We start from the raw sequence: 23,907 nt of genomic DNA on the forward strand, positions 1-23,907 counted from the left end.
AGAGTCACTTGCCAATACAAAAACTGGAAAAAATTCTACCCAGCATATCATCTGCGGAGAACTCGCCCGTGATTTCGCCCAGGGCCTGCTGGGCCAGCCTGAGATCTTCCGCCAACAGCTCCCCTGCTCCTGCCTCCTGCAGCTGGGTATGGCCTGCTACCAGGCTGGTTTGTGCCCGGTGCAAAGCATCAAGGTGTCTGCGTCGTGCGAGAAATGTTCCCCCACCTCCACCGGTATAACCCATACAATCCTTGAGGTGGGTAATTAAGGCGTCTAGCCCCAAGCCCCCTTTGGCCGACAACGCTATTACCGGGGTAGCGGCACTTTCATCCAGACCACAGGGTAACCCCGACAGGTCAGCCTTGTTCAGAATAAAACTGATATTGGTTTTATCAGGATAGCGCTCATAAAACTCTGGCCAGATCTGCTTAGCCTGCAGGGAATAGTCTTCCGTACTATCGATAACAAAAAGCACCCTGTCTGCATTTTCGATTTCCTGCCAGGCTCTTCGTATGCCCTCCATCTCGACGATATCCCCTGTCTCCCGCAGGCCCGCAGTATCAATGACATGCAATGGCATGCCATCAATACTGATTTCCTCCCGCAACACATCGCGAGTAGTGCCGGCAATATCGGTGACGATGGCACGCTCCCTACCCGCAAGCGCATTGAGGAGGCTCGATTTGCCTGCGTTGGGTTTGCCGGCAATAACCACGGTCATCCCATCGCGCAATAAACTGCCCTGTTGGGCCTGTTTAAGCACTTCACTCAGCTTTTTATTTAGGACGCAGAGCTGCGTCAATACCTGACCATCGGCAAGGAAATCGATTTCCTCCTCTGGAAAGTCGATAGCGCCTTCAACGTAAATCCGAAGGGATATCAATCCCTCAACCAGTTCATGTATTCGGTTTGAGAAAACACCCTGCAAAGATCGCACAGCGCATCGAGCCGCCTCACTGGAAGAAGCATCAATTAGATCAGCAACCGCTTCTGCCTGAGCCAGATCAAGCTTGTCATTAAGGAATGCCCGTTTAGTGAATTCACCCGGCTCTGCCAATCGCGCACCCAGAGATAGCGCGCGTCTCACCAGAAGGTCGAGGACTACCGGCCCCCCATGTCCCTGGAGTTCCAACACATCCTCGCCGGTAAAGGAGTTTGGCGCCTTGAAATAAATGGCTAACCCCTGATCAATTACCTCTCTACCTGAATCCAGGAAATCACAAAATGTGGCGTTTCTCGGATCCAGATTTTTTCCTACAATAGACGATATAAAAGGCAGGATGTTCTTGCCGGATAGCCGCACAATACCAACACCACCCCTACCGGGGGCCGTGGCAACTGCGACAATGGTATCTTGATCCAAAACCCAACCTCCAAGAAAAAGGGCTCCCGAAGGAGCCCCTATCTTATTTTTTTGCCGGTGCGCCCTCAATCTGCCGTGTGATGACCCACTGCTGAGCAATGGACAGCAGGTTGTTCACCGTCCAATACAAAACCAGGCCGGCTGGGAAGAACATGAAGAAGAAAGTAAATGCTATTGGCATCATCTGCATGATCTTCGCCTGGGTGGGATCCGGTGGCGTTGGGTTCAATCGCATCTGTACAAACATGCTGGCACCCATTAACAGTGGCAGGATGAAGTAAGGGTCTTTGACTGACAAATCACTAATCCAGAGAATCCACGGCGCGTGACGTAACTCAACACTTTCAAACAGCACCCAGTAAAGGGAAATAAAGACGGGCATCTGAACAAGGATAGGCAGGCAGCCACCCATGGGATTTACTTTTTCCCGTTTGTACAGATTCATTGTTTCCTGGGAAAGTTTTTGCCGATCATCTCCATAGAGGTCTTTTAAACGTGCCATCTCTGGCTGCAGCTTCCGCATATTAGCCATTGAACGATAACTGGTTGCCGACAGCTTGAAAAAAGCCAACTTGATAAGAACTGTCAGCAGAATGATCGACCAACCCCAATTACCGATGAGTCCCTGTATATGGTAAAGAACCCAGAAGATGGGTTTGGCGACCCACCAGAGCCAACCATAATCGACGGTGAGGTCCAGGTAAGGTGATATTTCCTCCAACCGATACTGATCCTTGGGACCAGCATAAAAAGAGGCTTTCAGTTCACCTGTTGTGCCGGGGGCTACATCAATCTGCGGAGAGGTAAAACCTAGCGCATAGAGATCCTGATTACCAAGCTTGCGCAGATTAAAGTGGTTGACGGCCGTCTGATCAGGAACCCAGGCACTTATGAAGTAGTGCTGGATCATCGCCACCCATCCTCCGGTCAGGTTTTCCTTGAAAGCCTCTTTTTGCAGGTCTTCAAAATCCAACTTTTTGTAGTTTTCTTCGGTGGTACGCAACGCCGCTCCCAGGTAGGGGCTCATACCCATACCATTAGTGGCCTGGGGTTGATGGCTGTCGCGCTTTATTTGACCAAATAGTGCCGCCTTCCAGGGCTGATCACTCTTGTTGTCCACCAGATAGGAGACATCAAGCAGATAATCACCACGGTTGAGGGTATAGCGCTTGATGATAGAAACGGCACCCTGCTGATAGGTCATATCGACCTGAAGACTTTGTTGATCGGCAGCGATGGAAAAACTGTCTGATGTCGCCGCGAAAATCGGGCGATTTTTACTGGTATCAGTGCCATTGGGACCAATCAGCCCACTCTGGGCAATGTAGGTAGTGGTAGCAGTGCGATTAAGCAGAATAAACGGGTCTGTGCTGTTTTCCAGTTCCGTCAAATGCTTGAGTAGTTCTATACGAACAATATCACCACCATGGGTATCAACGATGACTTTCAACACATCTGTAGTGATGGTAACGAGTCGGCTTTTTGTCGGCTCAACTGAAAGGGTTGGTGTTTGCGGGGTGTTGGAATCGACAACAACCTCCGGCAGGTCACTCGCCGATTCTGCCGCGGGAGTCAGGTCCGGTGTTTCCGGTACCAACGCCTCAACCATACTATTGTCTGGTTGGGGCTTATGGGCTTCCTGAAATGTGTTCCATTCCAGGAACAGCATGTAAAGCACCACGAGCATGGCGCCAATAAGCAGCGAACGTTGCCAATCCATAGTTATTTCAACTCTGAGTTTGTTCTGGTTCTGGTACCGGGTCATAACCCCCGGGGTGAAAAGGGTGACATTTTATAAGCCGACGCAGGGTTAGATAACCCCCTTTTAATGTTCCGTGGTGATTTACTGCTTCAATGGCATAACAGGAACAGGTCGGGTGAAAGCGACAGCGATTACCCAGAAGCGGGCTGACAAGGTATTGATAACCTCTGATTAAAGAGATGATTGCAGCACGTATCATTTTTCCGCTTCCAGCTTTCGGCACAGGCGCTGCCAGCTTTGATTAAGCAAGCTGGTTTGCTCACTGTGTGTCAGTTGATCGAGACCCTGACGTGCTAGAAAAATGATATCAAGTGAATCTAAATAACCTTGGGCAGAGCGAAATGTCTCGCGCGCCACCCGTTTTACACGGTTGCGATCTACTGCGTGACGGATATTTTTCTTGGCGACCACCAGACCCAGCCTGGGGTATGAGAACTGATTGGGCCTTGCCAGCAGCAACAGGTTTGGGTGAGCAACCTTATAGCGCGTGTCACCAAAAACAGCCCGGTAAGACCGGGCTGTCAGTAGGCGTTTATTTCTTCCAAAAGTAAACTCGGGCACATGTCTGCCCTGATAGATGATATCTATCAGGCCGCTAGGCGCTTACGACCTTTTGCACGACGGCGGTTAATCACCTGACGGCCATTTTTGGTGGCCATACGAGCGCGGAAACCGTGAGTACGTTTACGCTTGAGCACGCTGGGCTGAAATGTTCTTTTCATGACTGACTTCCGTTAACTGTGTAATACCTTGCAAAGGGCGGGCGATTTTAATGAAAAACCTGCCCAAGATCAACGAATCATATGGGGTTGGCAAAAATATCTCCTCCACCCTGGTTATACACAAAGTTATCCACATATGAACACAGGTTACCCACACCACTGATTAACTTGTGGGTAATAGGGGGCACAAACCCCTGAATAACCTCAGGATGAAATTGTGTATAACTCTGCATCTGGCTTTTCTGGGGATAAAGTGGCCTTTTATCCACGACTAACTCAAGGGTAAGAGGCAGCTTTCATGCAGGTTACTACGAGGGTTTTAAGTGGGATAAAAGATTGTTTTTATTAGCAAAAAAAGTGTTTTACACAGAAAGTGTTCCCTCTATATATAACTATAAGTTTAAGAACTTATATATCTATACATATATATCTATTTATTTTTCTTTGCTCATAATCTTACTCACATCATCAGTTCATCTCCTTCATACTGAAAAAACCTTCAACGAAAGGCGATTATTTTTTAGTCAATCTTTCGTATAATGGCGCCCCTTTTTCACTTCCCCTTGAGGTGTTACCCACAATGGACTATCCAGACAACTTTGATGTCATTGTCATTGGGGGTGGCCACGCCGGAACGGAAGCCTGCCTTGCAGCAGCTAGAATGGGCTGCAAAACCCTGTTATTGACGCACAACATCGAAACGTTGGGGCAGATGTCCTGTAATCCCGCCATTGGTGGTATTGGGAAGAGCCACCTGGTTAAAGAGGTGGATGCTTTGGGTGGTGCCATGGCGAAGGCCACCGATCTAGGTGGCATACAATTCCGGGTTCTTAACTCTCGCAAAGGGCCTGCAGTGAGAGCAACCCGGGCTCAGGCTGATAGAGTGCTCTACAAGGCGGCTATACGGAGTATTTTGGAAAACCAGCCCAATCTCTGGATTTTTCAGCAGTCAGCCGAAGATCTCATCGTTGACGATCATCGCGTCACCGGGGTTGTAACCCAGATGGGCCTGCGATTTATGGCTCAGGCGGTGGTATTAACGACAGGAACATTTCTGGGCGGAAAAATTCATATCGGGCTGGAAAACTATGCCGGTGGCAGAGCGGGTGACCCGCCATCCATTGGTCTGGCGAAACGACTGCGTGAGTTACCCTTGCGTGTCGACCGGTTGAAAACAGGCACCCCGCCGCGTATTGATGCACGGAGCGTAGACTTCACTGGGTTGCAGGTACAGTGGGGTGACCAGCCGGAACCGGTCATGTCTTTTCTCGGTTCGGTCGATGAGCACCCGGAACAAACCTGTTGCCATGTGACTTACACCAATGATCGCACCCATGACATTATTCGCAGCGGCATGGATCGCTCACCCATGTATACCGGCGTGATCGAAGGCATTGGCCCCCGTTATTGTCCATCCATCGAGGACAAAGTCGTGCGCTTTGCCGATAAGGAAAGCCACCAGATTTTCATTGAGCCGGAGGGTTTGAGTACCCACGAATTGTACCCTAACGGTATTTCTACCAGTTTGCCTTTTGATGTGCAGATGCAACTGGTGCGCTCAATATCCGGATTTGAAAATGCCCATATCACCAGGCCCGGCTATGCCATCGAGTACGATTTCTTCAACCCTCAGGATCTGAAGTATTCTCTGGAAAACAAGTTTATCAACGGACTGTATTTCGCAGGTCAGATCAATGGCACCACCGGCTATGAGGAAGCGGCGGCACAGGGGTTACTGGCAGGCATCAATGCGGGTCTTCTGGTTCAGGGAAAAGAGCCCTGGTGTCCCCGCCGGGACGAAGCCTATATCGGCGTGCTAGTCGATGATCTTATTACCATGGGTACCCGTGAACCCTATCGGATGTTTACCAGCCGGGCCGAATATCGTCTTTTACTGCGTCAGGATAATGCGGATCTCAGATTGACAGAAACCGGGCGGCAACTCGGTGTCGTGGATGACAGCCGTTGGCAGGCCTTTGCAAAAAAACGCGAACAGATAGAGCGTGAGCAGCAACGCCTGCGAACCACCTGGGTACAACCGGGCAGTGAGCAAGCTGGTGTGCTGGAGCAAAAAACAGGGGCAACCTTAAGCAGGGAGTACAGCCTGCATGACTTGCTGAAGCGTCCGGAACTGGGCTATAGCGATATCAGTACAATGAACGAAGAAATGATTCCTGGTGATGTGGCGGAACAGGTTGAAATTGATGCCAAATACGCTGGCTATATCGACCGCCAACAGGAAGAAATCGAACGCATGCAGCGCCAGGAAAATACACCGATACCGGCAGATTTCGACTATGACTCGGTGAAAGGATTATCCAACGAGGTCAAGCAGAAACTGACGGCGGCGCAACCGGATACCTTGGCCAGAGCGTCCAGGATTCCTGGCGTAACCCCAGCGGCCATCTCATTGCTGCTGATTTACCTTAAAAAGAAATCCGTATCCGAGCAGAAAATAGCCTGACGTATGGCTGATTTGGCTTCTAAATTGCGGGCAGGCCTTGATGCGCTTGAACTTCCCCTCTGTGATCAGCAGGTTGCATTACTGCTGGACTACCTGTCGCTGCTACAAAAGTGGAACAGGGCATATAACCTCACGGCTGTGCGAGATCCGCATGAAATGTTATACCTGCATCTACTGGATAGCCTAAGTATTGCCAAATATATTCAGGGCAATGAGCTGATCGACGTAGGGACAGGGCCGGGCCTTCCTGGTATCCCTCTGGCGATCTGTTTTCCAGACCGCAAGTTCACTCTGCTGGACAGCAATGGCAAAAAAACCCGCTTTCTGTTTCAGGCAAGAAATAGCTTGAACCTTGATAATGTCCGAGAAGTGCAGAGCCGGGTTGAAGCTTACCAACCAGATACACACTTTGATGCTGTGATCAGCAGGGCTTTCAGCAGCCTGCTCGATATGGTGGAAAATTGTTCACACCTGCTGGCAACTGGAGGTCGCTATTACGCGATGAAGGGCCAATACCCCCAGCAGGAGTTGAGTGAGTTGCCAAAACACTATAATGTCATTGCCTCACATCGGCTAGAAGTGCCAGGGGTGGAGGGTCAGCGACACCTGGTAGAGATAGCACCTGCTTGAGGACCCCGCTTTGACCAAGACATTTGCCATCGCCAACCAGAAGGGAGGCGTGGGTAAAACCACCACCAGTGTCAATTTGGCAGCATCCCTTGCCACCTTCAACAAAAGAATCTTGTTGGTGGATATGGATCCCCAGGGTAATGCCACCATGGGTTGTGGAATCAACAAAAACCTGCTGGCGATCAGTGTACTCGATGTACTCACGGGCGATACAGTGACAGAAAAGGCCCTGCATCGCTGTGAGTCGGGAGCCTTTGACGTACTGCCAGCAAATGGTGATCTTACTGCAGCCGAGGTAGAGCTGTTGAAACTTCCTAGCCGGGAGAGTCGATTGCGCCACGCCCTGGCTAGAGTGAAACAGAACTACGATTACATCATCGTCGATTGCCCCCCATCCTTGAGTCTGCTCACAGTAAACTCGCTGGTGGCTTGTGATGGCGTGATTATCCCGATGCAGTGTGAGTATTATGCCCTGGAGGGTTTATCGGCTCTTGTAGGAACCATCGGAAAAATAGGCCAGTTCCTAAACCCGGGATTGCAGGTCCAGGGCATACTTCGCACCATGTATGACCCACGCAACAGTCTGACCAACGAGGTGACAGGCCAGTTACGCCAGCATTTTGGCGATCGTGTATACCGCATCGCGATACCCCGCAATGTACGTTTAGCGGAAGCGCCTAGTTACGGACAGCCGGCACTGGTTTACGACAAACATTCAAAGGGAGCGCTGGCTTACCTGGGGCTCGCCGGAGAAATCATTCGTAGAGAAAAAGCCGCCAGGGCGCAAACGGGAACTACAGGTTAAGTTATGGTCAAGAGAAAAGGTTTGGGGCGCGGTCTGGATGCTCTGCTTGGGGTAGAGGAGAGCTCATCCACCAGCGAGGCTGGTCAGGACAACGAGCATCTGAAAGAGCTTCCGGTTGAATTCATGCGTCGTGGCAAGTATCAGCCACGCAGGGATATGCACCCGGAAGCCTTGGAAGAACTGGCAGACTCAATTCGGGCACAGGGCGTCATGCAGCCGATCGTGGTTCGCTCCCTGGGCGAGGACAGCTACGAAATCATCGCTGGAGAGCGTCGCTGGCGCGCCTCGCAACTGGCCGGTCTGGAGACCATTCCCGCCCTGATCAGAAATGTTTCCGACGAATCGGCTATGGCCATGGCGCTGATTGAAAATATCCAGCGCGAAGACCTGAATGCCATGGAAGAAGCCCAGGCGTTGATACGCCTTCAGGAAGAGTTCGGGCTAACACAACAGCAGATTGCACAGGCAGTGGGTAAATCCCGGAGCAGCGTAGCCAACTTTCTGCGACTGACGGCTCTCACAGAAGAAGTACAAAAATTACTGGAACACGGTGATCTGGAAATGGGTCATGCAAAAGTGCTGCTCGGACTGGAAGGAGATCGTCAAATAGAGGCAGCCCGCCAGGCTGTAGCGCGTGGCATGTCTGTTCGACAGATCGAAGACCTGGTGAAGCGCATGCAGCACGAGCAGAACCAGCCGGAAAAAACGAATGACAAGAAAACGGATCCAGATATCAGGCGCCTTGAAGAGCGGCTTGAAGGACAGCTGAGTGTTCCTGTGCGCATTGAACACTCTACCAAGGGAAAAGGTAGACTGGTTTTGAAGTACAACAGCCTCGATGAGCTCGAAGGGATACTCGACCATATCAAATAGTGATCATTGGTGATTAATCATAAGTTACATCAATTGCCATTATTTGCTGCAAAGGTGCTGGAACTGGCCAGTAGTGGCAAAGATTTGTTGAATCTGAAAATTGGACTACCTATAATTGCCGCCCGTTTGGGTCGGTGAAATTATGGGCTCAGGCAAACAACGCGGATGGGGGGTAGCTACTTTATGAAAGCTACCATCAAGGTACCACCGGTAGGGCGCGTAGCGCTGATAGAACTGGCAATACTCATGGTTGCCACGTTGATCACACTACCGATAGATGTAACCTTATCCAGCTCTCTGATGATTGGCGGCATTATTTATGTGTTGCCCCATGCCTACTTCACGCGATGGGCATTTCGTTATCAGGGAGCCAGACAGGCCCCTAAAATACTGCGAGCCATATACTGGGGAGAAACGGGCAAGTTGTTGCTCACGTTGGTTTTGTTTGGCCTCACATTTAAGTATGTTGAGGAATTAAACTTGCCAGCATTGTTTCTCGGGTATGGCGCTATGGTAATAGTGCAGTGGTTTTATGCCGCTAAGGCATTGAACGCTAACAGATAGACCTCGCTGGTTTGAGAGACAAGAAATGGCAGGCGACACGCAACAGACGGGTACAGAATATATTCAGCACCACCTGACCAACCTGACGTTTGGTCATACGGAGCACGGTTGGGGATTTGCGCACAGTGCTGCAGAAGCCAAAGAAATGGGCTTCATGGCAATCAATGTGGACAGCTTGGGCTGGTCAATTGGTCTGGGTTTGGTTTTCGCTTTGTTGTTCCGTTGGGCAGCCAAAAGAGCGACCACAGGTATTCCTACCGGCTGGCAGAATTTTGTAGAACTGATGGTTGAGTTTGTGGATGGGACTGTTAAAGACAGCTTCCATGGCCGCAACCCCTGGATTGCCCCGATGGCGCTGACCATCTTCGTTTGGGTGTTCCTGATGAACCTGATGGACTTGATACCGGTAGATGTTGTGCCGTATTTGATGAGCCTGGCAGGTGTCCACTTTCAGAAAATCGTACCTTCGACTGACCCCAACATCACCCTGGGCATGGCCTTGGCCGTATTCTCGATGATTATCTACTACAGCATCAAAGTGAAGGGTGTTGGTGGATTCCTGGGTGAACTGTCCCTTCAGCCTTTCAGTGCAAAAAACCCACTGGTACAGGCGATATTCGTCCCTATTAACCTGGCCCTTGAGCTGGTTGGCCTGCTGGCCAAGCCCTTCTCTCTGGGTCTGCGGCTCTTCGGTAATATGTATGCCGGGGAAATGATTTTCATCCTGATTGCCATGATGTATAGCGCGGGATTGATACTGGGCACGTTCGGTGGTGTTTTACAGTTGGGGTGGGCGATATTCCACATCCTGGTCATCACCCTGCAGGCATTTATTTTTATGGTTTTGACCATCGTGTACCTGAGCATGGCGCACGAAGATCACTGATTTACGTTTAACTTTATAACTTACTCTAGTATTAGGAGAAAAAAATGGAACTTATCATGATCGCAGCCGCAATTATGGTTGGGTTTGGCGCACTGGGTGCCGCTGTTGGTATGGGCCTCTTGGGTGGCAAGCTGCTGGAAGGCACCGCACGTCAACCGGAATTGGGTCCCATGCTGCAAGGTAAAATGTTCCTGCTTGCTGGTCTGATCGATGCGATCCCCATGATCGGTGTGGGTATCGGCATGTACCTGATCTTCGCTGTTGCTCCAGGTGTCGCAGCTTAATTTTGACATCCCGATTCTTTTACTTAACTCCAAGAACGAGGTGTTGGTGTGAATATTAACCTGACCCTATTCGGGCAGCTGATTTCTTTCCTGTTCTTCATATGGTTCTGCAAGAAATTTGTATGGACTGCCCTTATCGGTGCAATGGAAGAGCGGCAAAAGAAGATTGCTGATGGTCTGGATGCTGCTGACCGTGCCTCTCGAGATCTCGAGCTGGCACAGGAAAAAGCGGGTGAGCAACTCAAGGAAGCCAAGCAAGAAGCGGCGGTTATTCTTGAGCAGGCTAACAAGCGAGCAAGCCAGATCGTAGATGAAGCGAAGCAACAGGCGAAAGCTGAAGGCGATCGTTTGAAAGAAGCTGCTCAGGCAGAGATTGACCAGGAAGTTAACCGTGCGAAAGAAGAGCTTCGCAAACAGGTTTCTGTTCTGGCACTTGCGGGTGCTGAAAAAATCCTGCAGGCAAACATCGACGAAAACGTTAATCGCGAGCTGGTCGATAATCTGGCAGCACAGCTGTAACCGAGGTTTGACATGGCTGAATTGAGCACTCTGGCTCGGCCCTATGCAAAAGCGGCGTTTGAATTCGCCGCCGACGCGGGTGATCTGCAAGGCTGGTCTGACAGCCTTGCGGTTGCCGCTGCCGTAGCACAACAGGATGCAGTGGAAAAACTGCTGAGATCGCCCAGTTATACGGCGGCGCAGCAGGCAGAAAAAATGGTACAGATTTGTGGTGATTCCCTATCGTCAAAAGCGCTGAACTTTGTTCAGGTTTTGGCTGAAAATCGCCGTCTGCAACTACTGCCAAATATTTATCAGCAGTTCGAAGTACTGAGAGCCAATCGCGAGAAAACCCTTGAGGTGACTGTGACCGCGGCTGCAGCTATCAGTAACGAACAACAAGAAAAGCTGGCCAGTGCGCTAAGCGCGAAACTGGAACGTACCGTCAATATGCAGGTGTCTGTAGACAGCAACCTGATAGCTGGCGCAGTGGTACGGGCTGGGGATACCGTCATTGATGGATCCATACGCGGACGTTTGGCTAAACTCGCCGAAGCATTAAATTCCTAGGATTGAGGACCAGAGCAAATGCAGCAACTGAATCCATCCGAAATCAGTGAGATCATCAAGCAGAGAATCGATAATCTTGATGTTTCATCTGAAGCGCAAAATGAAGGTACTATCGTATCGGTATCCGACGGTATCATCCGCATCCACGGCCTTGCCGATGTGATGTATGGTGAGATGATCGAATTCGAAGGTGGTGTCTATGGTATGGCACTGAACCTGGAGCGTGACTCTGTCGGTGCCGTAATTCTCGGTGACTACCAGTCACTGGCAGAAGGTCAGAAAGCCCGTTGTACAGGTCGCATTCTTGAAGTACCGGTTGGTCCGGAACTAGAAGGACGCGTCGTTGATGCACTGGGTAATCCGATTGATGGCAAGGGTCCAATCAACGCAAAAGAAACTGATGCAATTGAAAAGGTTGCTCCAGGTGTAATTGCACGTCAGTCGGTTGATCAACCAGTACAAATTGGTTTGAAGGCCATTGACTCCATGGTGCCGATTGGCCGTGGCCAGCGCGAGCTGATCATTGGTGACCGCCAGATTGGTAAAACAGCGATTGCTGTTGATGCGATCATTAACCAGAAAGATTCTGGTATCAAGTGTATCTATGTGGCTATTGGCCAGAAAGCCGCTTCTATTGCTGCAGTTGTGCGCAAGTTGGAAGAGCACGGCGCCATGGAGCACACCATTGTGGTTGCCGCGACAGCATCCGATCCTGCAGCGATGCAGTTTCTGGCACCATTTGCTGGCTGCTCCATGGGTGAGTACTACCGCGATCGCGGTCAGGACGCATTGATCATTTATGATGATCTGACCAAGCAGGCTTGGGCCTATCGTCAGATCTCCCTGTTGCTGCGTCGCCCTCCGGGCCGTGAAGCATACCCGGGAGATGTTTTCTATTTGCACTCCCGTTTGCTGGAACGCGCAGCCCGTGTAAATGCCGACTACGTAGAAAAATTCACCAACGGCGAAGTTAAAGGTCAAACTGGTTCGCTGACGGCACTGCCGGTTATTGAAACCCAGGCTGGTGACGTTTCTGCCTTCGTACCGACTAACGTAATTTCTATTACCGATGGTCAGATCTTCCTCGAGGCAGATATGTTTAACGCGGGCATCCGCCCTGCCATGAACGCAGGTATCTCTGTATCTCGGGTAGGTGGTGCGGCTCAGACCAAGATCATGAAGAAACTGTCTGGTGGTATTCGTACCGCACTCGCACAGTACCGTGAACTGGCGGCATTTTCCCAGTTTGCCTCTGATCTTGATGAGGCCACCAAGGCCCAGCTGGACCATGGTGAGCGCGTAACCGAGCTGATGAAACAGAAGCAGTATTCACCTCAGAGTGTGGCCGAGATGGCGCTGATGGTATATGCAGCAGACAAAGGCTACCTGAAGGAAGTTGAAGTTAACAAAATCGGTGATTTCGAACAGGCGCTGCTTTCTTACATGAAAGCGGAGCATGGTGATCTGCTGAGCAAGGTTAACGAGACTGGTGACTGGAACGACGATATTGATGCCAGTTACAAGGCGGCGCTCGAAAAATTTGTGAGCACCCAAACCTGGTAATTTCTAATGGGGACAGCGGAAGCTGTCCCCGACTGAAAGGCTTAAATTATGGCAGTCGGTAAAGAAGTCAGAACGAAAATCAACAGTATTCAGAGCACTCAGAAGATTACGAGTGCAATGGAGATGGTTGCCGCCAGTAAAATGCGGCGCGCTCAGGAACGCCGCGAAGTCAGCAAGCCCTACGCCGACCGTATTCGCTCAGTTGTTGGCCATATCGCCAATGCCGACTCCGAATACAAGCACGAATACCTCGAGCAGCGTGAAATAAAACGCGTTGGTTATATTGTGGTGTCTACTGACCGTGGATTGTGCGGCGGCTTGAACACAAACCTGTTCAAGGAAGTTATCCGCTCCATGAAGAGCTGGTCGGAGCAGGGTGTAGAAATCGATCTGTGTGTGCTTGGAAATAAGGCTGCGTCATTCTTTGGAAGTCTGGGTGGTAATATCGTCGCGACAGTGCGTGATCTGGGTGATGAGCCATCTACTCAGGATCTGATTGGTGGTGTGAAGGTTATGCTGGACGCCTACGAAGGCGGAAAAATCGACAAGCTTTATGTGGTTTCCAACGAATTTGTAAACACCATGACGCAGAAGCCGACAGTATTGCAGTTACTGCCACTTTTACCTATCGAAGACGACAAACTGAAGCATCACTGGGACTATATCTATGAGCCCGATGCCAAGGAGTTGCTGGATGGTCTTCTGGTTCGCTATATCGAATCACAAGTCTACCAGGGAGTCGTTGAAAACAAGGCTTGTGAACAGGCCGCCCGGATGATCGCAATGAAAAACGCCACCGAAAATGCTGGCGATCTGATCAACGAGTTGCAACTGCTTTACAACAAGGCACGTCAAGCTGCGATTACCCAAGAGCTGTCAGAAATTGTCAGCGGTGCGGCAGCAGTTTAACGAAAGATTTTAAAGATTAAGTTTAAGAGGAATCGGACATGAGTAGCGGACGTATCGTGCAAATCATTGGTGCGGTAATTGACGTGGAATTTCCCCGCGATCAAGTGCCCAACGTATATGACGCATTGAAGGTTGAGGAGAAAGGTCTGACCCTGGAAGTTCAGCAGCAGCTGGGTGACGGCGTGGTTCGTACCATTGCTATGGGTTCTTCAGAAGGTATGAGCCGTGGTCTCGGTGTCAACAACACCAACGCACCGGTTAATGTTCCTGTAGGTCTTGAAACCCTCGGTCGCATCATGGATGTACTGGGTAACCCCATTGATGAACTGGGACCCATCGGCGAAAAAGAGCGCGCCTCCATTCACCGTAAACCACCGGCTTATGACGAACTGGCGGCTTCAACCGACCTTCTGGAAACAGGTATCAAGGTAATCGACCTGGTATGCCCGTTTGCGAAGGGCGGTAAGGTTGGCCTGTTCGGTGGTGCCGGTGTGGGTAAGACCGTAAACATGATGGAATTGATTAACAACATCGCTACCGAGCACTCCGGCCTGTCAGTATTCGCAGGTGTAGGTGAGCGTACTCGTGAGGGTAACGACTTCTATCATGAAATGCAGGAAGCCGGTGTTGTAAATGTCGAAGAGTTTGCCAAGTCAAAAGTGGCGATGGTTTATGGCCAGATGAATGAGCCGCCCGGCAACCGTCTCCGTGTTGCACTGACCGGCTTGACCATGGCTGAGAAATTCCGTGATGAAGGCAAAGACGTGCTGCTGTTCGTGGATAACATCTACCGTTATACACTCGCTGGTACTGAGGTATCTGCACTGCTGGGCCGTATGCCATCTGCTGTAGGTTATCAGCCGACTCTGGCGGAAGAAATGGGTGTTCTTCAGGAGCGTATTACTTCTACTAAAACTGGATCGATTACGTCGGTACAGGCGGTATACGTACCTGCGGATGACTTGACTGACCCGTCTCCAGCAACCACCTTTGCTCACTTGGATTCGACCGTTGTACTTAGCCGTGATATCGCTTCCAAGGGTATTTATCCTGCGGTAGATCCGCTGGATTCCACCTCTCGCCAGCTGGATCCACTCATTATTGGCCAGGAGCACTACGATACCGCTCGCGGTGTACAGTCAGTGCTGCAGCGCTATAAAGAGCTGAAAGACATTATTGCCATTCTGGGTATGGACGAACTGTCCGAGGAAGACAAGCAGGTCGTAGCTCGTGCTCGTAAGATCGAGCGTTTCCTGTCTCAACCTTTCCACGTGGCAGAAGTATTTACCGGTTCTCCAGGCAAGTATGTTTCTCTGAAACAAACCATTGCGGGCTTCCAGGGCATTCTTAACGGTGATTACGATCACCTGCCGGAGCAGGCTTTCTATATGGTTGGTACCATTGATGAAGCTATCGAAAAAGCCGGGAAAATGAAGTAAACGCGATAATATAGGCGTTAAGATATGGCTATGACTGTACACTGCGATATTGTAAGCGCAGAACAATCCCTGTTTTCAGGTCTTGTTGAAATGCTTGTTGCCTCGGGTTCTCAGGGTGAACTGGGTATTACCTTTGGCCACGCGGCGTTGCTGACAGATCTGAAGCCTGGGCCGGTTCGCATCATCAAACAGGATGGCGAAGAAGAGATTTATTATCTCTCCGGAGGCTTCCTGGAAGTGCAACCCAACAGGATCTCCATTCTTGCGGATTCAGCGCTGCGTGCAGATGATCTGGACGAAGCTGCAGCCCTTGAAGCGAAGAAACAGGCAGAAAGCGATCTCACCAACCAAACTGGAGAGTTCGATTATTCACGTGCTGCTTCACAACTAGCAGCAGCAGCAGCGCAGCTGCGTACGATCGAGCAACTGCGTAAGAAAATGGGTGGCAAGAAATAACACACCCGAAACTCGCTTGAAAAAGGTGGCATATGCCACCTTTTTTTTGCTCAAAAACTATCCACAGAGCTGCCATTTGCCGGGACTGACATGGCAAAGAGCACGACTTCCTGATTAAATACCTGCATTCAAAAAGGGGGGTACGATGGCCACGGACATAATAGTTTTAGCAGCGGGCAAAGGTACACGCATGAAGTCTGCCCTGCCCAAAGTGCTTCACCCTCTGGCTGGCAAGACGCTCTTGCAACATGTATTGGATACCGCTTCTGCTTTGCCGGATAGCAAGATTACAGTAGTGACTGGCCATGGGGCTGACGAGGTTAAAAACAGCGTTGGTCAAGGAGCTGTTACCTTTGTCGAGCAGATGCAACAGCTTGGCACAGCTCACGCCGTGATGCAGGCAGTTCCAAATCTGCGCGATGAGAGTACAGCCCTAATTTTGTACGGCGACGTACCCCTTATCAGCCATGACACGCTGTCATCGATGATTGCAACAGCCAAAGATAGTATCTCCCTGCTGACGGTCATACTGAATGATCCCACCGGATACGGCCGAATACTCCGCGACGATCAGGGTAAAGTGGCAGCCATTGTTGAAGAAAAGGATGCATCGGACGAACAGCGCTTAGTCTGCGAGGTAAATACAGGCGTACTTGCTTTGCCAGCCCGCCAATTAAAATTGTTGCTGCCACAGATCGGTAACAACAATGCACAGGGTGAATACTATCTCACCGATATTATTTCTCTGGCCGTAGAAAAGAGTATTTCCATCAATACCCAGCAGCCGACACTTATTGAGGAAGTCCTGGGAGTCAATGATCGTCAGCAATTGGCATCCCTAGAGCGCTTTTATCAGCGACAGCAAGCAGAACGCCTGATGAAAGAGGGTGTCACCCTGGCGGATCCAACTCGCTTTGATGTGCGGGGTGAGCTAGTCTGTGGTACGGACACATCCATTGATATAAACACCATATTTGAAGGGCAGGTTGTTCTCGGAAGTCACGTCACCATTGGGCCGAACTGCCACATAAGCAACAGTATCATCGCCGATCATGTGGAGATTAAAGCCAACAGTATTCTTGAGGGTGCTGAGGTTGCCATGGGTTCAGTGGTGGGTCCCTTCGCCAGGTTGCGTCCCGGAACGATCCTAGAAGACGGTGCCAAAATCGGCAATTTTGTTGAAACCAAGAAAACCCGTGTGGGGAAAGGCAGCAAGATAAACCACCTGAGTTACGTCGGCGATGCGGAGCTTGGAGAGAGCGTCAATGTGGGCGCCGGAACCATCACCTGCAACTATGATGGCGTCAACAAACACCGTACCGAAATTGGCGATCAGGCTTTTATCGGTTCAAATACCTCTCTGGTTGCACCCGTACGGGTTGGCAATATGGCAACCGTGGGAGCCGGATCGACCATTACGAAAGATATTCCCGACGGAGAGCTGGGCTTGACCCGAGCTTTGCAGAAAAACATTACAGGCTGGCAGCGTCCGGTTAAGAAAACCTAAAGTCAGGGAAGTCATAGCGGATAACAGTATGTGTGGAATTGTTGGCGCCCAGGCGCAGAGAAACGTCACCGGAATTCTGATTGAGGGGTTAAAACGTCTCGAATATCGTGGTTATGACTCAGCCGGTATCGCTGTACTAGACAAAAGCGACAGCCTTCAGGTGCGCAAAAAGGTTGGCAAGGTTGCTGGACTAGTTGACTGCATCGTCGAACAACCGGCACGTGGCTCACTGGGCATTGCCCACACCCGCTGGGCAACCCATGGCGTCCCCAATGAAAAAAACGCCCACCCACACATCTCGGGAGGCGTTGCTGTTGTACACAACGGTATCATCGAAAATCACCAGCAATTGCGTCAGGAACTCACCGAGCAGGGTTACGATTTTGTTTCGGATACAGATACGGAGGTGGTTGCACACCTGATTCATCACCTGTTGCCTTCAGCAAGTTCACTTAAAGAGGCCGTGCAGCGGTCCGTGCAGCGGCTGGAGGGTGCGTATGCGCTGGCTGTGATCTGTACCACAGAACCCGATGTGCTGATTGGCACGCGCAAAGGCAGTCCGCTGGTGGTGGGTGTCGGTATTGAAGAAAATTTCCTGGCTTCTGATCAGATGGCCTTGCGTCAGGTTACGGATCGCTTTGTGTACCTGCTTGATGGCGATCTGGTAGAGCTGAAAGGAGGCAAATACAGTATTTTCGATCAGAAAAATACCGTAGTAGAGCGTGATATTGTGAAACTATCCGGCGACGACACGGCTACGGACAAGGGTGGGTATCGTCACTATATGATGAAAGAGATCTTCGAGCAGCCCGCTGTCCTGGAGGGTACTCTGCAAGGTCGAATCAGTGACAGCCACGTGCTCCCGGAAGCCTTTGGTACACACGCCAGTGCCATATTTCCTAAAGTGCAGGGAGTTCATATCGTGGCCTGTGGTACCAGTTACCATGCTGGACTGGTAGCGCGTTATTGGCTGGAGGAATGGGCTGATATTCCCTGTCAGGTGGAGGTCGCCAGCGAGTATCGCTATCGTCAGGTGGTTGTGCCAGAAAACACACTGTTTGTCACCATATCCCAGTCCGGTGAAACGGCAGATACCCTGGCAGCGCTGTCTGCAGCTAAACAGGCTAATTATCTGGCGAGCCTGGTGATTTGTAATGTGGCCAACAGTTCTCTGGTGCGGGAGTCGGATATGTCGCTGATGACCTACGCTGGCCCTGAGATCGGTGTAGCATCAACCAAGGCATTTACTACCCAGTTGGTAGCACTGCAATTGCTGTGTATTGGCCTTGGTAAACAGCGAGGGCTGCCTACAGAGAAAGAAAAGCAACTGGTACAGGCATTACACCAATTGCCTTCCCTGTGTCGTGAAACGCTGGCGCTGGATAAGGATATTGAGCGGACTTTTGAATGTTTTGCAGAGAAGCACCATGCGCTCTTTTTGGGACGCGGGGTTCAGTATCCGGTAGCTCTCGAGGGGGCGCTGAAGCTCAAGGAAATTTCCTATATACATGCCGAAGCCTACCCCTCCGGTGAGCTAAAGCATGGGCCGCTGGCACTGGTTGACAATGATATGCCGGTGGTGGCAGTCGCACCCAATAACGAACTCTTGGAAAAACTGAAGTCGAACCTTCACGAAGTAAAAGCTCGTGGCGGGCAGCTGTTTGTATTCGCTGACAAGGCGGCTGGTTTTGAAGATGAGGACGACGTTACCGTGATGAGCATCCCCCATGTGCCGGAAAGCCTGGAGGCCATCATCTATACCCTGCCCCTACAGTTGCTGTCCTATCATGTTGCCGTACTGAAGGGCACGGACGTTGATCAGCCCCGTAATCTTGCCAAATCGGTGACAGTCGAATAAGCCGTCAACGCACGGTTTGCTTTAGGTGACCCGGATGCAGAAGTCGTGGCTTACGGAGCACATTGGTTATAGATGACCTACATCATCGGATTTTGTATTGGTGCCATTCTCGGCCTAACGGGTGCAGGAGGCTCTGTGGTGGCCTTGCCGTTACTGGTTGGGTTACTTGCACTACCCGTACAGACTGCAGCAGGAATGTCTCTGGGTGCAGTCGCCATGGCGGCGATCATTGGCCTGATGGCCCGCCTGCGCAGCGGAGAAATTGTCTGGTTGCCTGGACTGTATTTTGCGCTGATCGCCATCGCAGCCCTTCCCCTGGGCAGCTATCTGAATCACCGCTTACCGGAAACCCTGTTGCTCGGCCTATTTGCTCTACTGGTTATTACGGTGGCAGTCCGCCTCTGGCGCCAGGCCACTGATCAGCCTGAGGCCACTGCAGTGGTCAGGGCTGGTGGTGGCAGCGCAGAGGTGAAGCCACCCATTTGTCGTTTTACCCATGGAAAACCCGGTCCCCGCTGTTTTCTGCAACTCGGACTAGCTGCCATCCTGGCAGGTGTGTTATCCGGTGTGTTCGGCGTCGGTGGTGGTTTTGTTATTGTGCCGGTGTTGATTTTTCTCACCGGAATCAGTGTCCATCAGGCGGTGGCAACTTCAATACTGGTAATTTCACTGGTGGCGGGGTCAGGTTTTGTGCTTTTTGTTGTCAGCGGAGGGTCCACCGACCTGAACCTGTTACTCCCCATCGCCGTTGGCGGCATTGTTGGTATGCTCGCGGGCACCGGGTTGGCGCGCTATTTGGCAGGGCCGACATTACAGAAACTATTTGCTGTGGTAATGGTGTTACTCGCGATCGGCGTTCTAATACAGACTCTAGTGAAAGGATAAGTCATGTTATTAAGACAACTGTTTGATCGGGAGACCTGGACCTACACCTACCTCGTTGCTGATGAGAAAAGCCGCGAATCGTTGCTGATCGATCCGGTGGTAGAGCGGATGCCTTGCTACCGGCAACTGTTAAAAGAACTGAAGCTGAAATTGGCGTATGCACTGGATACCCACGTTCATGCTGACCATGTGACAGCTCTGGGTAGTCTGAGGGAAGAATATGGTTGTGAGACCCTGATCAACGACCATGCATTGATGAACTGTGCATCGAAAAAAATCACTGATGGCGACCAGATCCCCTTGGGTGAGTTGGCATTCACTTCTATTTATACGCCCGGCCACACAGACGATTCAATGTGTCTCTACGTTAAAGCGGATGAAGAAGGCTATCTCTTTACGGGGGATACGCTGTTTATCCGCGGTTGTGGCAGAACGGATTTTCAAAATGGTGATGCAGGTCAACTTTATGACAGTCTTCAGACTTTGCTGGACAACTACCCGGAAGATACCTGGGTGTATCCGGCCCACGATTACAAGGGCTGGACTCGCTCTACCCTGGGCGAAGAGCGCCGCTTCAACCCTCGCCTTCAGGTGGCAGATAAATCAGCATTTATAGAGCTTATGAACAACCTTGATCTGCCAAACCCCAAGTTCATGGATGTGGCGGTGCCAGCTAACCTCAGTTGTGGAAAATCTCGGCCAACAAGCACCGACTAAGCTTCCGGAGATTCCCGCAACTCTTCCAGGCCGCGTTGCATTTCCAGCAGGTGCTCCTGCAGCTGGCCACCCTTGTGCTGGGCAATGCCAATAGCCAGTACATCAATCAGGACAAGGTGGGCAATCCGAGACGACAGGGGCGTGTAGATCTGGAAATCTTCCTTGGCATCCACGGTCAGTGGAATGGTGGCGGCATTGGCCACCGGCGAATCGGATGGTGCGATAGCGATCACCACAGCGCCGCGTTTTTTTACCAGCTCGATGGCATTCAGCAGAGTAGTAGTGCGGCCGGATTGGGATATGGCAATCACCACGTCGCCAGGGGACATAAAGGTGGCTGACATATTCTGTAAATGGGGGTCGGCATAGGCAGAGGCAGATACCTGCAGCCGGAAGAACTTGTGCTGACCGTCGAATGCTACCGCAGCAGAGGCACCAAACCCGTAGAACTCGACACGATTGGCGGCGCAGATGGCTTTTACTGCTCGGTCCAGCATCACCAGGTCCAGGGAATCCCGAACTTTGAGCAGCGTATCTACGGTGGAATCAAATACCTTGAAGGTATATTCGGCGATGGAATCCTTGTCGGTGACGGCAATCTGTCCGTAGCTGGGACTGGAGGCCAGTTGCTGGGCCAGTGCTAGTTTGAAGTCCTGGAACCCCTCACAGCCCACAGCGCGGCAAAAACGCACCACGGTGGGTTCGCTGACTTCCGCTTTTTCTGCCAGGTCTACAATGCGCATACGGATCACATCGGTCAGGTTGGCCAGAATATACTCGGCGACCTTGCGCTCTGATTTGCGCAAGTTTGGCAGGCTGTTACTGATGGCCCAGGTGAGTTCGGCGGGTTTCATGGCAGTTACCAATAGGTCAGGAACTGTATTGTAAATAATTTACAGAAAATTGGAATTTTTGTAGTAAAAACGCCGGTAACTCCTTAACCGCCCGAAGGGGCCATCTGGTAGAATCTTCGGCCATGGATGTAACAGCAATACTTGATCCCCTGAACTCTGCACAACGTGATGCGGTTTCCAGCCAAGCAAAGCATTTACTGGTGTTGGCGGGTGCTGGCAGCGGCAAAACCCGTGTGTTGGTTCACCGCATTGCCTGGTTGATCCAGGTGGAACAGATCTCCCCCTACAGCCTGCTGGCAGTGACCTTTACCAACAAGGCAGCCCGGGAAATGCGCGCGCGCATAGAGGACCTTCTGGGATATTCCGGGCAGGGTATGTGGGTGGGTACCTTCCATGGCATTGCACACCGCCTGCTTAAAATGCACTGGCAGCAGGCCGGACTGCCCGAAAATTTTCAGATACTGGATTCCGATGATCAGTTGCGCCTGGTGAAAAGGGTCTATCAGACCCTTGGCATAGATGACAGTCGCTGGCCATACCGTCAGGCGCAGGGATTTATCAATGCACAAAAAGATGAAGGGCTACGTGCAAGGCACCTTCAGCCTGCACAGGACCCCTATCAGCGCACGATGCAACAGATCTACACCGCTTACGAGGAAGCCTGTGAGCGTGGCGGCATGGTGGATTTTGGTGAATTGTTACTGAGAGCCCATGAACTCTGGTTACAACAACCGGAACTGCTACAGCATTATCAGCAGCGTTTCCGGCATGTGCTGGTAGATGAGTTTCAGGACACCAACGCCATTCAGTACGCCTGGCTGAGAATGTTGGCTGGCAATCAGGTACCGTTAATGGCGGTAGGTGACGACGATCAGTCGATCTATGGTTGGCGCGGTGCCAAGGTGGAAAACATCCTTAATTTTTCCCGCGATTACCCGGATACCCAGACTGTTCGCCTGGAACAGAATTACCGGTCCAGTAAAAATATCCTCGATGCAGCCAATGCGGTCATTTCACGCAATGTTGATCGCCTGGGTAAGAACCTGTGGACTGACGATCCAGACGGTGAACCCATCGCATTGTACGCTGCATTTAACGAGCACGATGAAGCACGCTTTATTGCTGACCGTCTACAGGACTGGACATCCCAGGGAAACCTGAGGGAAGAAGCGGCGATACTCTATCGCTCCAACGCCCAGTCCCGGGTACTGGAAGAAGCATTGTTACGCGCCGGTATTCCTTACCGCATTTACGGCGGTCAAAAATTCTACGAGCGACAGGAAATTCGCAATGCCCTCGCCTATCTCCGTTTGCTAGTAAATCGAAATGATGATGCCGCGTTTGAGCGTGTGGTAAACACCCCGACCCGAGGCATCGGGGACAAGACTGTGCAGGGCCTGCGAGAGCTGGCTCGGGACGAGGGCATGTCATTGTGGCGGGCTGCGCAGAAAGCCGTTGATGAAAGCCTACTGCCCGGTAGGGCCAGCAATGCTGTCGCCGGTTTTCTGGCATTGATTGATGAACTGGAAGAAGGCGTCGTCGAATTGCCACTGGCGGAGATTGCCGATCACGTCATAGCTCGAAGCGGACTGATTGATTTTCACCGTCGTGAGAAGGGTGATCGTGGGGAATCCCGAGTGGAAAACCTACAGGAACTCATCACTGCTTGCCGGGGCTTTGAGCCGGAAGACAAAGCGTTATCGGCCCTGCCCCAGTTTCTTGATCAGGCGGCGCTGGATGCCGGTGACCGTCAGGCAGATGCGGGCGCGGATGCGGTGCAGCTGATGACCCTGCACTCCGCCAAGGGGCTGGAATTCCCGCTGGTGATTTTGGCCGGCATGGAAGAAAACCTCTTTCCCCACCGCATGTCGGTGGAAGAGCCAGGGCGCCTGGAGGAAGAGCGTAGACTCGCCTATGTAGGCATCACCCGGGCTATGCAAAAACTGTATCTGACCTTTGCCGAATCCCGTCAGCAGTACGGGTCCGAAAGTTACAACGCGGTATCTCGTTTTGTGCGGGATATTCCCGCAGGTTTGATTGAAGAAGTTCGTTTGCGAACCCACGTCCAGCGTCCGACCAGTTATGCACAAAAACCCACTGTATCCCTGAGCGATAGTGGCGCGGATACAGGGTTGTCACTCGGCCAGCGGGTGACACACCACGTATTCGGCGAGGGAGTAGTGTTAAACTTTGAAGGCAATGGTGCCCATGCCCGGGTGCAGGTCAATTTTGATAACGAAGGCAGCAAGTGGCTGGTGTTGAGCTATGCCAAACTGACCCCGCTGTGTTAAGGAAAAA

Annotated in this window: 24 protein-coding genes; 18 read left to right on the plus strand and 6 right to left on the minus strand. The window is 51.4% G+C overall.

From position 1 onward, the window contains the following. Window positions 1-4: 4 nt before the first annotated feature. The 5 genes from mnmE to rpmH are packed head-to-tail and all read right to left on the minus strand — an operon-like array spanning window position 5 to window position 3,847. The gene (gene mnmE / locus Q8A57_RS07230; RefSeq protein ID WP_305170326.1) at window positions 5-1,363 is read right to left on the minus strand and encodes a tRNA uridine-5-carboxymethylaminomethyl(34) synthesis GTPase MnmE; all 1,359 of its coding nucleotides are present in this window, start codon (window positions 1,361-1,363) and stop codon (window positions 5-7) included. 43 nt (window positions 1,364-1,406) lie between these two features. Next, window positions 1,407-3,083: a membrane protein insertase YidC gene (yidC, locus tag Q8A57_RS07235; RefSeq protein ID WP_305170328.1), complete on the minus strand. Its 1,677-nt coding sequence runs from the start codon at window positions 3,081-3,083 to the stop codon at window positions 1,407-1,409. A 7-nt stretch (window positions 3,084-3,090) separates the two neighbouring features. After that, window positions 3,091-3,324, minus strand: coding sequence for a membrane protein insertion efficiency factor YidD (gene yidD / locus Q8A57_RS07240; protein ID WP_305170329.1), 234 nt, complete (start codon window positions 3,322-3,324; stop codon window positions 3,091-3,093). After that, window positions 3,321-3,686, minus strand: a complete 366-nt coding sequence (gene rnpA, locus Q8A57_RS07245) for a ribonuclease P protein component (protein ID WP_305170330.1) — start codon at window positions 3,684-3,686, stop codon at window positions 3,321-3,323. The genes yidD and rnpA overlap by 4 nt, the downstream gene beginning before the upstream one ends. A 26-nt stretch (window positions 3,687-3,712) precedes the next feature. Further along, window positions 3,713-3,847, minus strand: coding sequence for a 50S ribosomal protein L34 (gene rpmH, locus Q8A57_RS07250; protein WP_305170331.1), 135 nt, complete (start codon window positions 3,845-3,847; stop codon window positions 3,713-3,715). Between the two features lie 580 nt (window positions 3,848-4,427). Between rpmH and mnmG the strand changes: the two genes are divergently transcribed. From mnmG to Q8A57_RS07335, 17 genes are all read left to right on the plus strand, one after another. Beyond that, window positions 4,428-6,311: a tRNA uridine-5-carboxymethylaminomethyl(34) synthesis enzyme MnmG gene (mnmG, locus tag Q8A57_RS07255; protein ID WP_305170332.1), complete on the plus strand. Its 1,884-nt coding sequence runs from the start codon at window positions 4,428-4,430 to the stop codon at window positions 6,309-6,311. A 3-nt stretch (window positions 6,312-6,314) separates the two neighbouring features. After that, window positions 6,315-6,941 carry a 16S rRNA (guanine(527)-N(7))-methyltransferase RsmG gene (gene rsmG, locus Q8A57_RS07260; RefSeq protein WP_305170333.1) on the plus strand — a complete coding sequence of 209 codons (627 nt, stop codon included), beginning with the start codon at window positions 6,315-6,317 and terminating at the stop codon, window positions 6,939-6,941. 10 nt (window positions 6,942-6,951) lie between these two features. Then, the gene (locus Q8A57_RS07265; protein ID WP_305170334.1) at window positions 6,952-7,746 is read left to right on the plus strand and encodes a ParA family protein; all 795 of its coding nucleotides are present in this window, start codon (window positions 6,952-6,954) and stop codon (window positions 7,744-7,746) included. 3 nt (window positions 7,747-7,749) lie between these two features. Further along, complete coding sequence (locus tag Q8A57_RS07270) at window positions 7,750-8,619, plus strand: ParB/RepB/Spo0J family partition protein (protein WP_305170335.1); 870 nt, start codon at window positions 7,750-7,752, stop codon at window positions 8,617-8,619. A gap of 183 nt (window positions 8,620-8,802) precedes the next feature. Then, the gene (locus Q8A57_RS07275) at window positions 8,803-9,183 is read left to right on the plus strand and encodes an ATP synthase subunit I (RefSeq protein ID WP_305170336.1); all 381 of its coding nucleotides are present in this window, start codon (window positions 8,803-8,805) and stop codon (window positions 9,181-9,183) included. 25 nt (window positions 9,184-9,208) lie between these two features. Then, window positions 9,209-10,069: a F0F1 ATP synthase subunit A gene (gene atpB, locus Q8A57_RS07280; protein ID WP_305170337.1), complete on the plus strand. Its 861-nt coding sequence runs from the start codon at window positions 9,209-9,211 to the stop codon at window positions 10,067-10,069. A gap of 44 nt (window positions 10,070-10,113) precedes the next feature. Beyond that, the gene (gene atpE / locus Q8A57_RS07285) at window positions 10,114-10,353 is read left to right on the plus strand and encodes a F0F1 ATP synthase subunit C (protein WP_305170339.1); all 240 of its coding nucleotides are present in this window, start codon (window positions 10,114-10,116) and stop codon (window positions 10,351-10,353) included. 48 nt (window positions 10,354-10,401) lie between these two features. Further along, complete coding sequence (locus Q8A57_RS07290) at window positions 10,402-10,872, plus strand: F0F1 ATP synthase subunit B (protein WP_305170340.1); 471 nt, start codon at window positions 10,402-10,404, stop codon at window positions 10,870-10,872. Window positions 10,873-10,884: 12 nt separating this feature from the next. After that, window positions 10,885-11,421, plus strand: a complete 537-nt coding sequence (locus Q8A57_RS07295) for a F0F1 ATP synthase subunit delta (protein WP_305170341.1) — start codon at window positions 10,885-10,887, stop codon at window positions 11,419-11,421. Between the two features lie 18 nt (window positions 11,422-11,439). Then, window positions 11,440-12,984 (plus strand): F0F1 ATP synthase subunit alpha, encoded by a 1,545-nt coding sequence (gene atpA, locus Q8A57_RS07300; RefSeq protein ID WP_305170342.1) that lies wholly within the window; start codon window positions 11,440-11,442, stop codon window positions 12,982-12,984. Between the two features lie 48 nt (window positions 12,985-13,032). Next, window positions 13,033-13,893: a F0F1 ATP synthase subunit gamma gene (atpG, locus tag Q8A57_RS07305; protein WP_305170343.1), complete on the plus strand. Its 861-nt coding sequence runs from the start codon at window positions 13,033-13,035 to the stop codon at window positions 13,891-13,893. A gap of 38 nt (window positions 13,894-13,931) precedes the next feature. After that, complete coding sequence (gene atpD / locus Q8A57_RS07310; RefSeq protein ID WP_305170345.1) at window positions 13,932-15,332, plus strand: F0F1 ATP synthase subunit beta; 1,401 nt, start codon at window positions 13,932-13,934, stop codon at window positions 15,330-15,332. Window positions 15,333-15,356: 24 nt separating this feature from the next. Further along, window positions 15,357-15,788 (plus strand): F0F1 ATP synthase subunit epsilon, encoded by a 432-nt coding sequence (locus Q8A57_RS07315; RefSeq protein ID WP_305170346.1) that lies wholly within the window; start codon window positions 15,357-15,359, stop codon window positions 15,786-15,788. A gap of 145 nt (window positions 15,789-15,933) precedes the next feature. Then, window positions 15,934-17,295, plus strand: coding sequence for a bifunctional UDP-N-acetylglucosamine diphosphorylase/glucosamine-1-phosphate N-acetyltransferase GlmU (gene glmU / locus Q8A57_RS07320; RefSeq protein WP_305170347.1), 1,362 nt, complete (start codon window positions 15,934-15,936; stop codon window positions 17,293-17,295). A gap of 28 nt (window positions 17,296-17,323) precedes the next feature. After that, a complete protein-coding gene (glmS, locus tag Q8A57_RS07325) occupies window positions 17,324-19,153 on the plus strand; it encodes a glutamine--fructose-6-phosphate transaminase (isomerizing) (protein WP_305170348.1) in 1,830 nt (609 codons plus the stop codon). 72 nt (window positions 19,154-19,225) lie between these two features. Then, entirely contained in the window at window positions 19,226-20,038 is an 813-nt protein-coding gene (locus tag Q8A57_RS07330; RefSeq protein ID WP_305170349.1) for a sulfite exporter TauE/SafE family protein, read from the plus strand. A gap of 3 nt (window positions 20,039-20,041) precedes the next feature. Beyond that, window positions 20,042-20,755, plus strand: coding sequence for an MBL fold metallo-hydrolase (locus tag Q8A57_RS07335; protein WP_305170350.1), 714 nt, complete (start codon window positions 20,042-20,044; stop codon window positions 20,753-20,755). Here Q8A57_RS07335 and Q8A57_RS07340 read toward each other — a convergent pair. Continuing rightward, a complete protein-coding gene (locus Q8A57_RS07340; RefSeq protein ID WP_305170351.1) occupies window positions 20,752-21,609 on the minus strand; it encodes an SIS domain-containing protein in 858 nt (285 codons plus the stop codon). The genes Q8A57_RS07335 and Q8A57_RS07340 overlap by 4 nt on opposite strands. A 122-nt stretch (window positions 21,610-21,731) precedes the next feature. Here Q8A57_RS07340 and uvrD point away from each other — a divergent pair, with 122 nt between their 5' ends. Further along, complete coding sequence (gene uvrD / locus Q8A57_RS07345; protein ID WP_305170352.1) at window positions 21,732-23,900, plus strand: DNA helicase II; 2,169 nt, start codon at window positions 21,732-21,734, stop codon at window positions 23,898-23,900. Window positions 23,901-23,907 lie beyond the last annotated feature (7 nt).

The sequence above is a fragment of the Porticoccus litoralis genome, from assembly GCF_030676955.1.
Lineage (GTDB): Bacteria > Pseudomonadota > Gammaproteobacteria > Pseudomonadales > Porticoccaceae > Porticoccus > Porticoccus litoralis.

Excerpts from the sequence above, each read along its gene's own strand:
- rpmH (WP_305170331.1), bottom strand. The coding sequence starts at position 3,847 with ATGAAAAGAACATTTCAGCCCAGCGTGCTCAAGCGTAAACGTACTCAC.
- Q8A57_RS07295 (WP_305170341.1), top strand. The coding sequence starts at position 10,885 with ATGGCTGAATTGAGCACTCTGGCTCGGCCCTATGCAAAAGCGGCGTTT.
- yidD (WP_305170329.1), bottom strand. The coding sequence starts at position 3,324 with ATGATACGTGCTGCAATCATCTCTTTAATCAGAGGTTATCAATACCTT.
- Q8A57_RS07270 (WP_305170335.1), top strand. The coding sequence starts at position 7,750 with ATGGTCAAGAGAAAAGGTTTGGGGCGCGGTCTGGATGCTCTGCTTGGG.
- atpA (WP_305170342.1), top strand. The coding sequence starts at position 11,440 with ATGCAGCAACTGAATCCATCCGAAATCAGTGAGATCATCAAGCAGAGA.
- yidC (WP_305170328.1), bottom strand. The coding sequence starts at position 3,083 with ATGGATTGGCAACGTTCGCTGCTTATTGGCGCCATGCTCGTGGTGCTT.
- uvrD (WP_305170352.1), top strand. The coding sequence starts at position 21,732 with ATGGATGTAACAGCAATACTTGATCCCCTGAACTCTGCACAACGTGAT.
- glmS (WP_305170348.1), top strand. The coding sequence starts at position 17,324 with ATGTGTGGAATTGTTGGCGCCCAGGCGCAGAGAAACGTCACCGGAATT.
- atpE (WP_305170339.1), top strand. The coding sequence starts at position 10,114 with ATGGAACTTATCATGATCGCAGCCGCAATTATGGTTGGGTTTGGCGCA.
- Q8A57_RS07315 (WP_305170346.1), top strand. The coding sequence starts at position 15,357 with ATGGCTATGACTGTACACTGCGATATTGTAAGCGCAGAACAATCCCTG.
- Q8A57_RS07340 (WP_305170351.1), bottom strand. The coding sequence starts at position 21,609 with ATGAAACCCGCCGAACTCACCTGGGCCATCAGTAACAGCCTGCCAAAC.
- Q8A57_RS07330 (WP_305170349.1), top strand. The coding sequence starts at position 19,226 with ATGACCTACATCATCGGATTTTGTATTGGTGCCATTCTCGGCCTAACG.
- Q8A57_RS07275 (WP_305170336.1), top strand. The coding sequence starts at position 8,803 with ATGAAAGCTACCATCAAGGTACCACCGGTAGGGCGCGTAGCGCTGATA.
- mnmG (WP_305170332.1), top strand. The coding sequence starts at position 4,428 with ATGGACTATCCAGACAACTTTGATGTCATTGTCATTGGGGGTGGCCAC.
- glmU (WP_305170347.1), top strand. The coding sequence starts at position 15,934 with ATGGCCACGGACATAATAGTTTTAGCAGCGGGCAAAGGTACACGCATG.
- rsmG (WP_305170333.1), top strand. The coding sequence starts at position 6,315 with ATGGCTGATTTGGCTTCTAAATTGCGGGCAGGCCTTGATGCGCTTGAA.
- atpB (WP_305170337.1), top strand. The coding sequence starts at position 9,209 with ATGGCAGGCGACACGCAACAGACGGGTACAGAATATATTCAGCACCAC.
- atpD (WP_305170345.1), top strand. The coding sequence starts at position 13,932 with ATGAGTAGCGGACGTATCGTGCAAATCATTGGTGCGGTAATTGACGTG.
- atpG (WP_305170343.1), top strand. The coding sequence starts at position 13,033 with ATGGCAGTCGGTAAAGAAGTCAGAACGAAAATCAACAGTATTCAGAGC.
- Q8A57_RS07335 (WP_305170350.1), top strand. The coding sequence starts at position 20,042 with ATGTTATTAAGACAACTGTTTGATCGGGAGACCTGGACCTACACCTAC.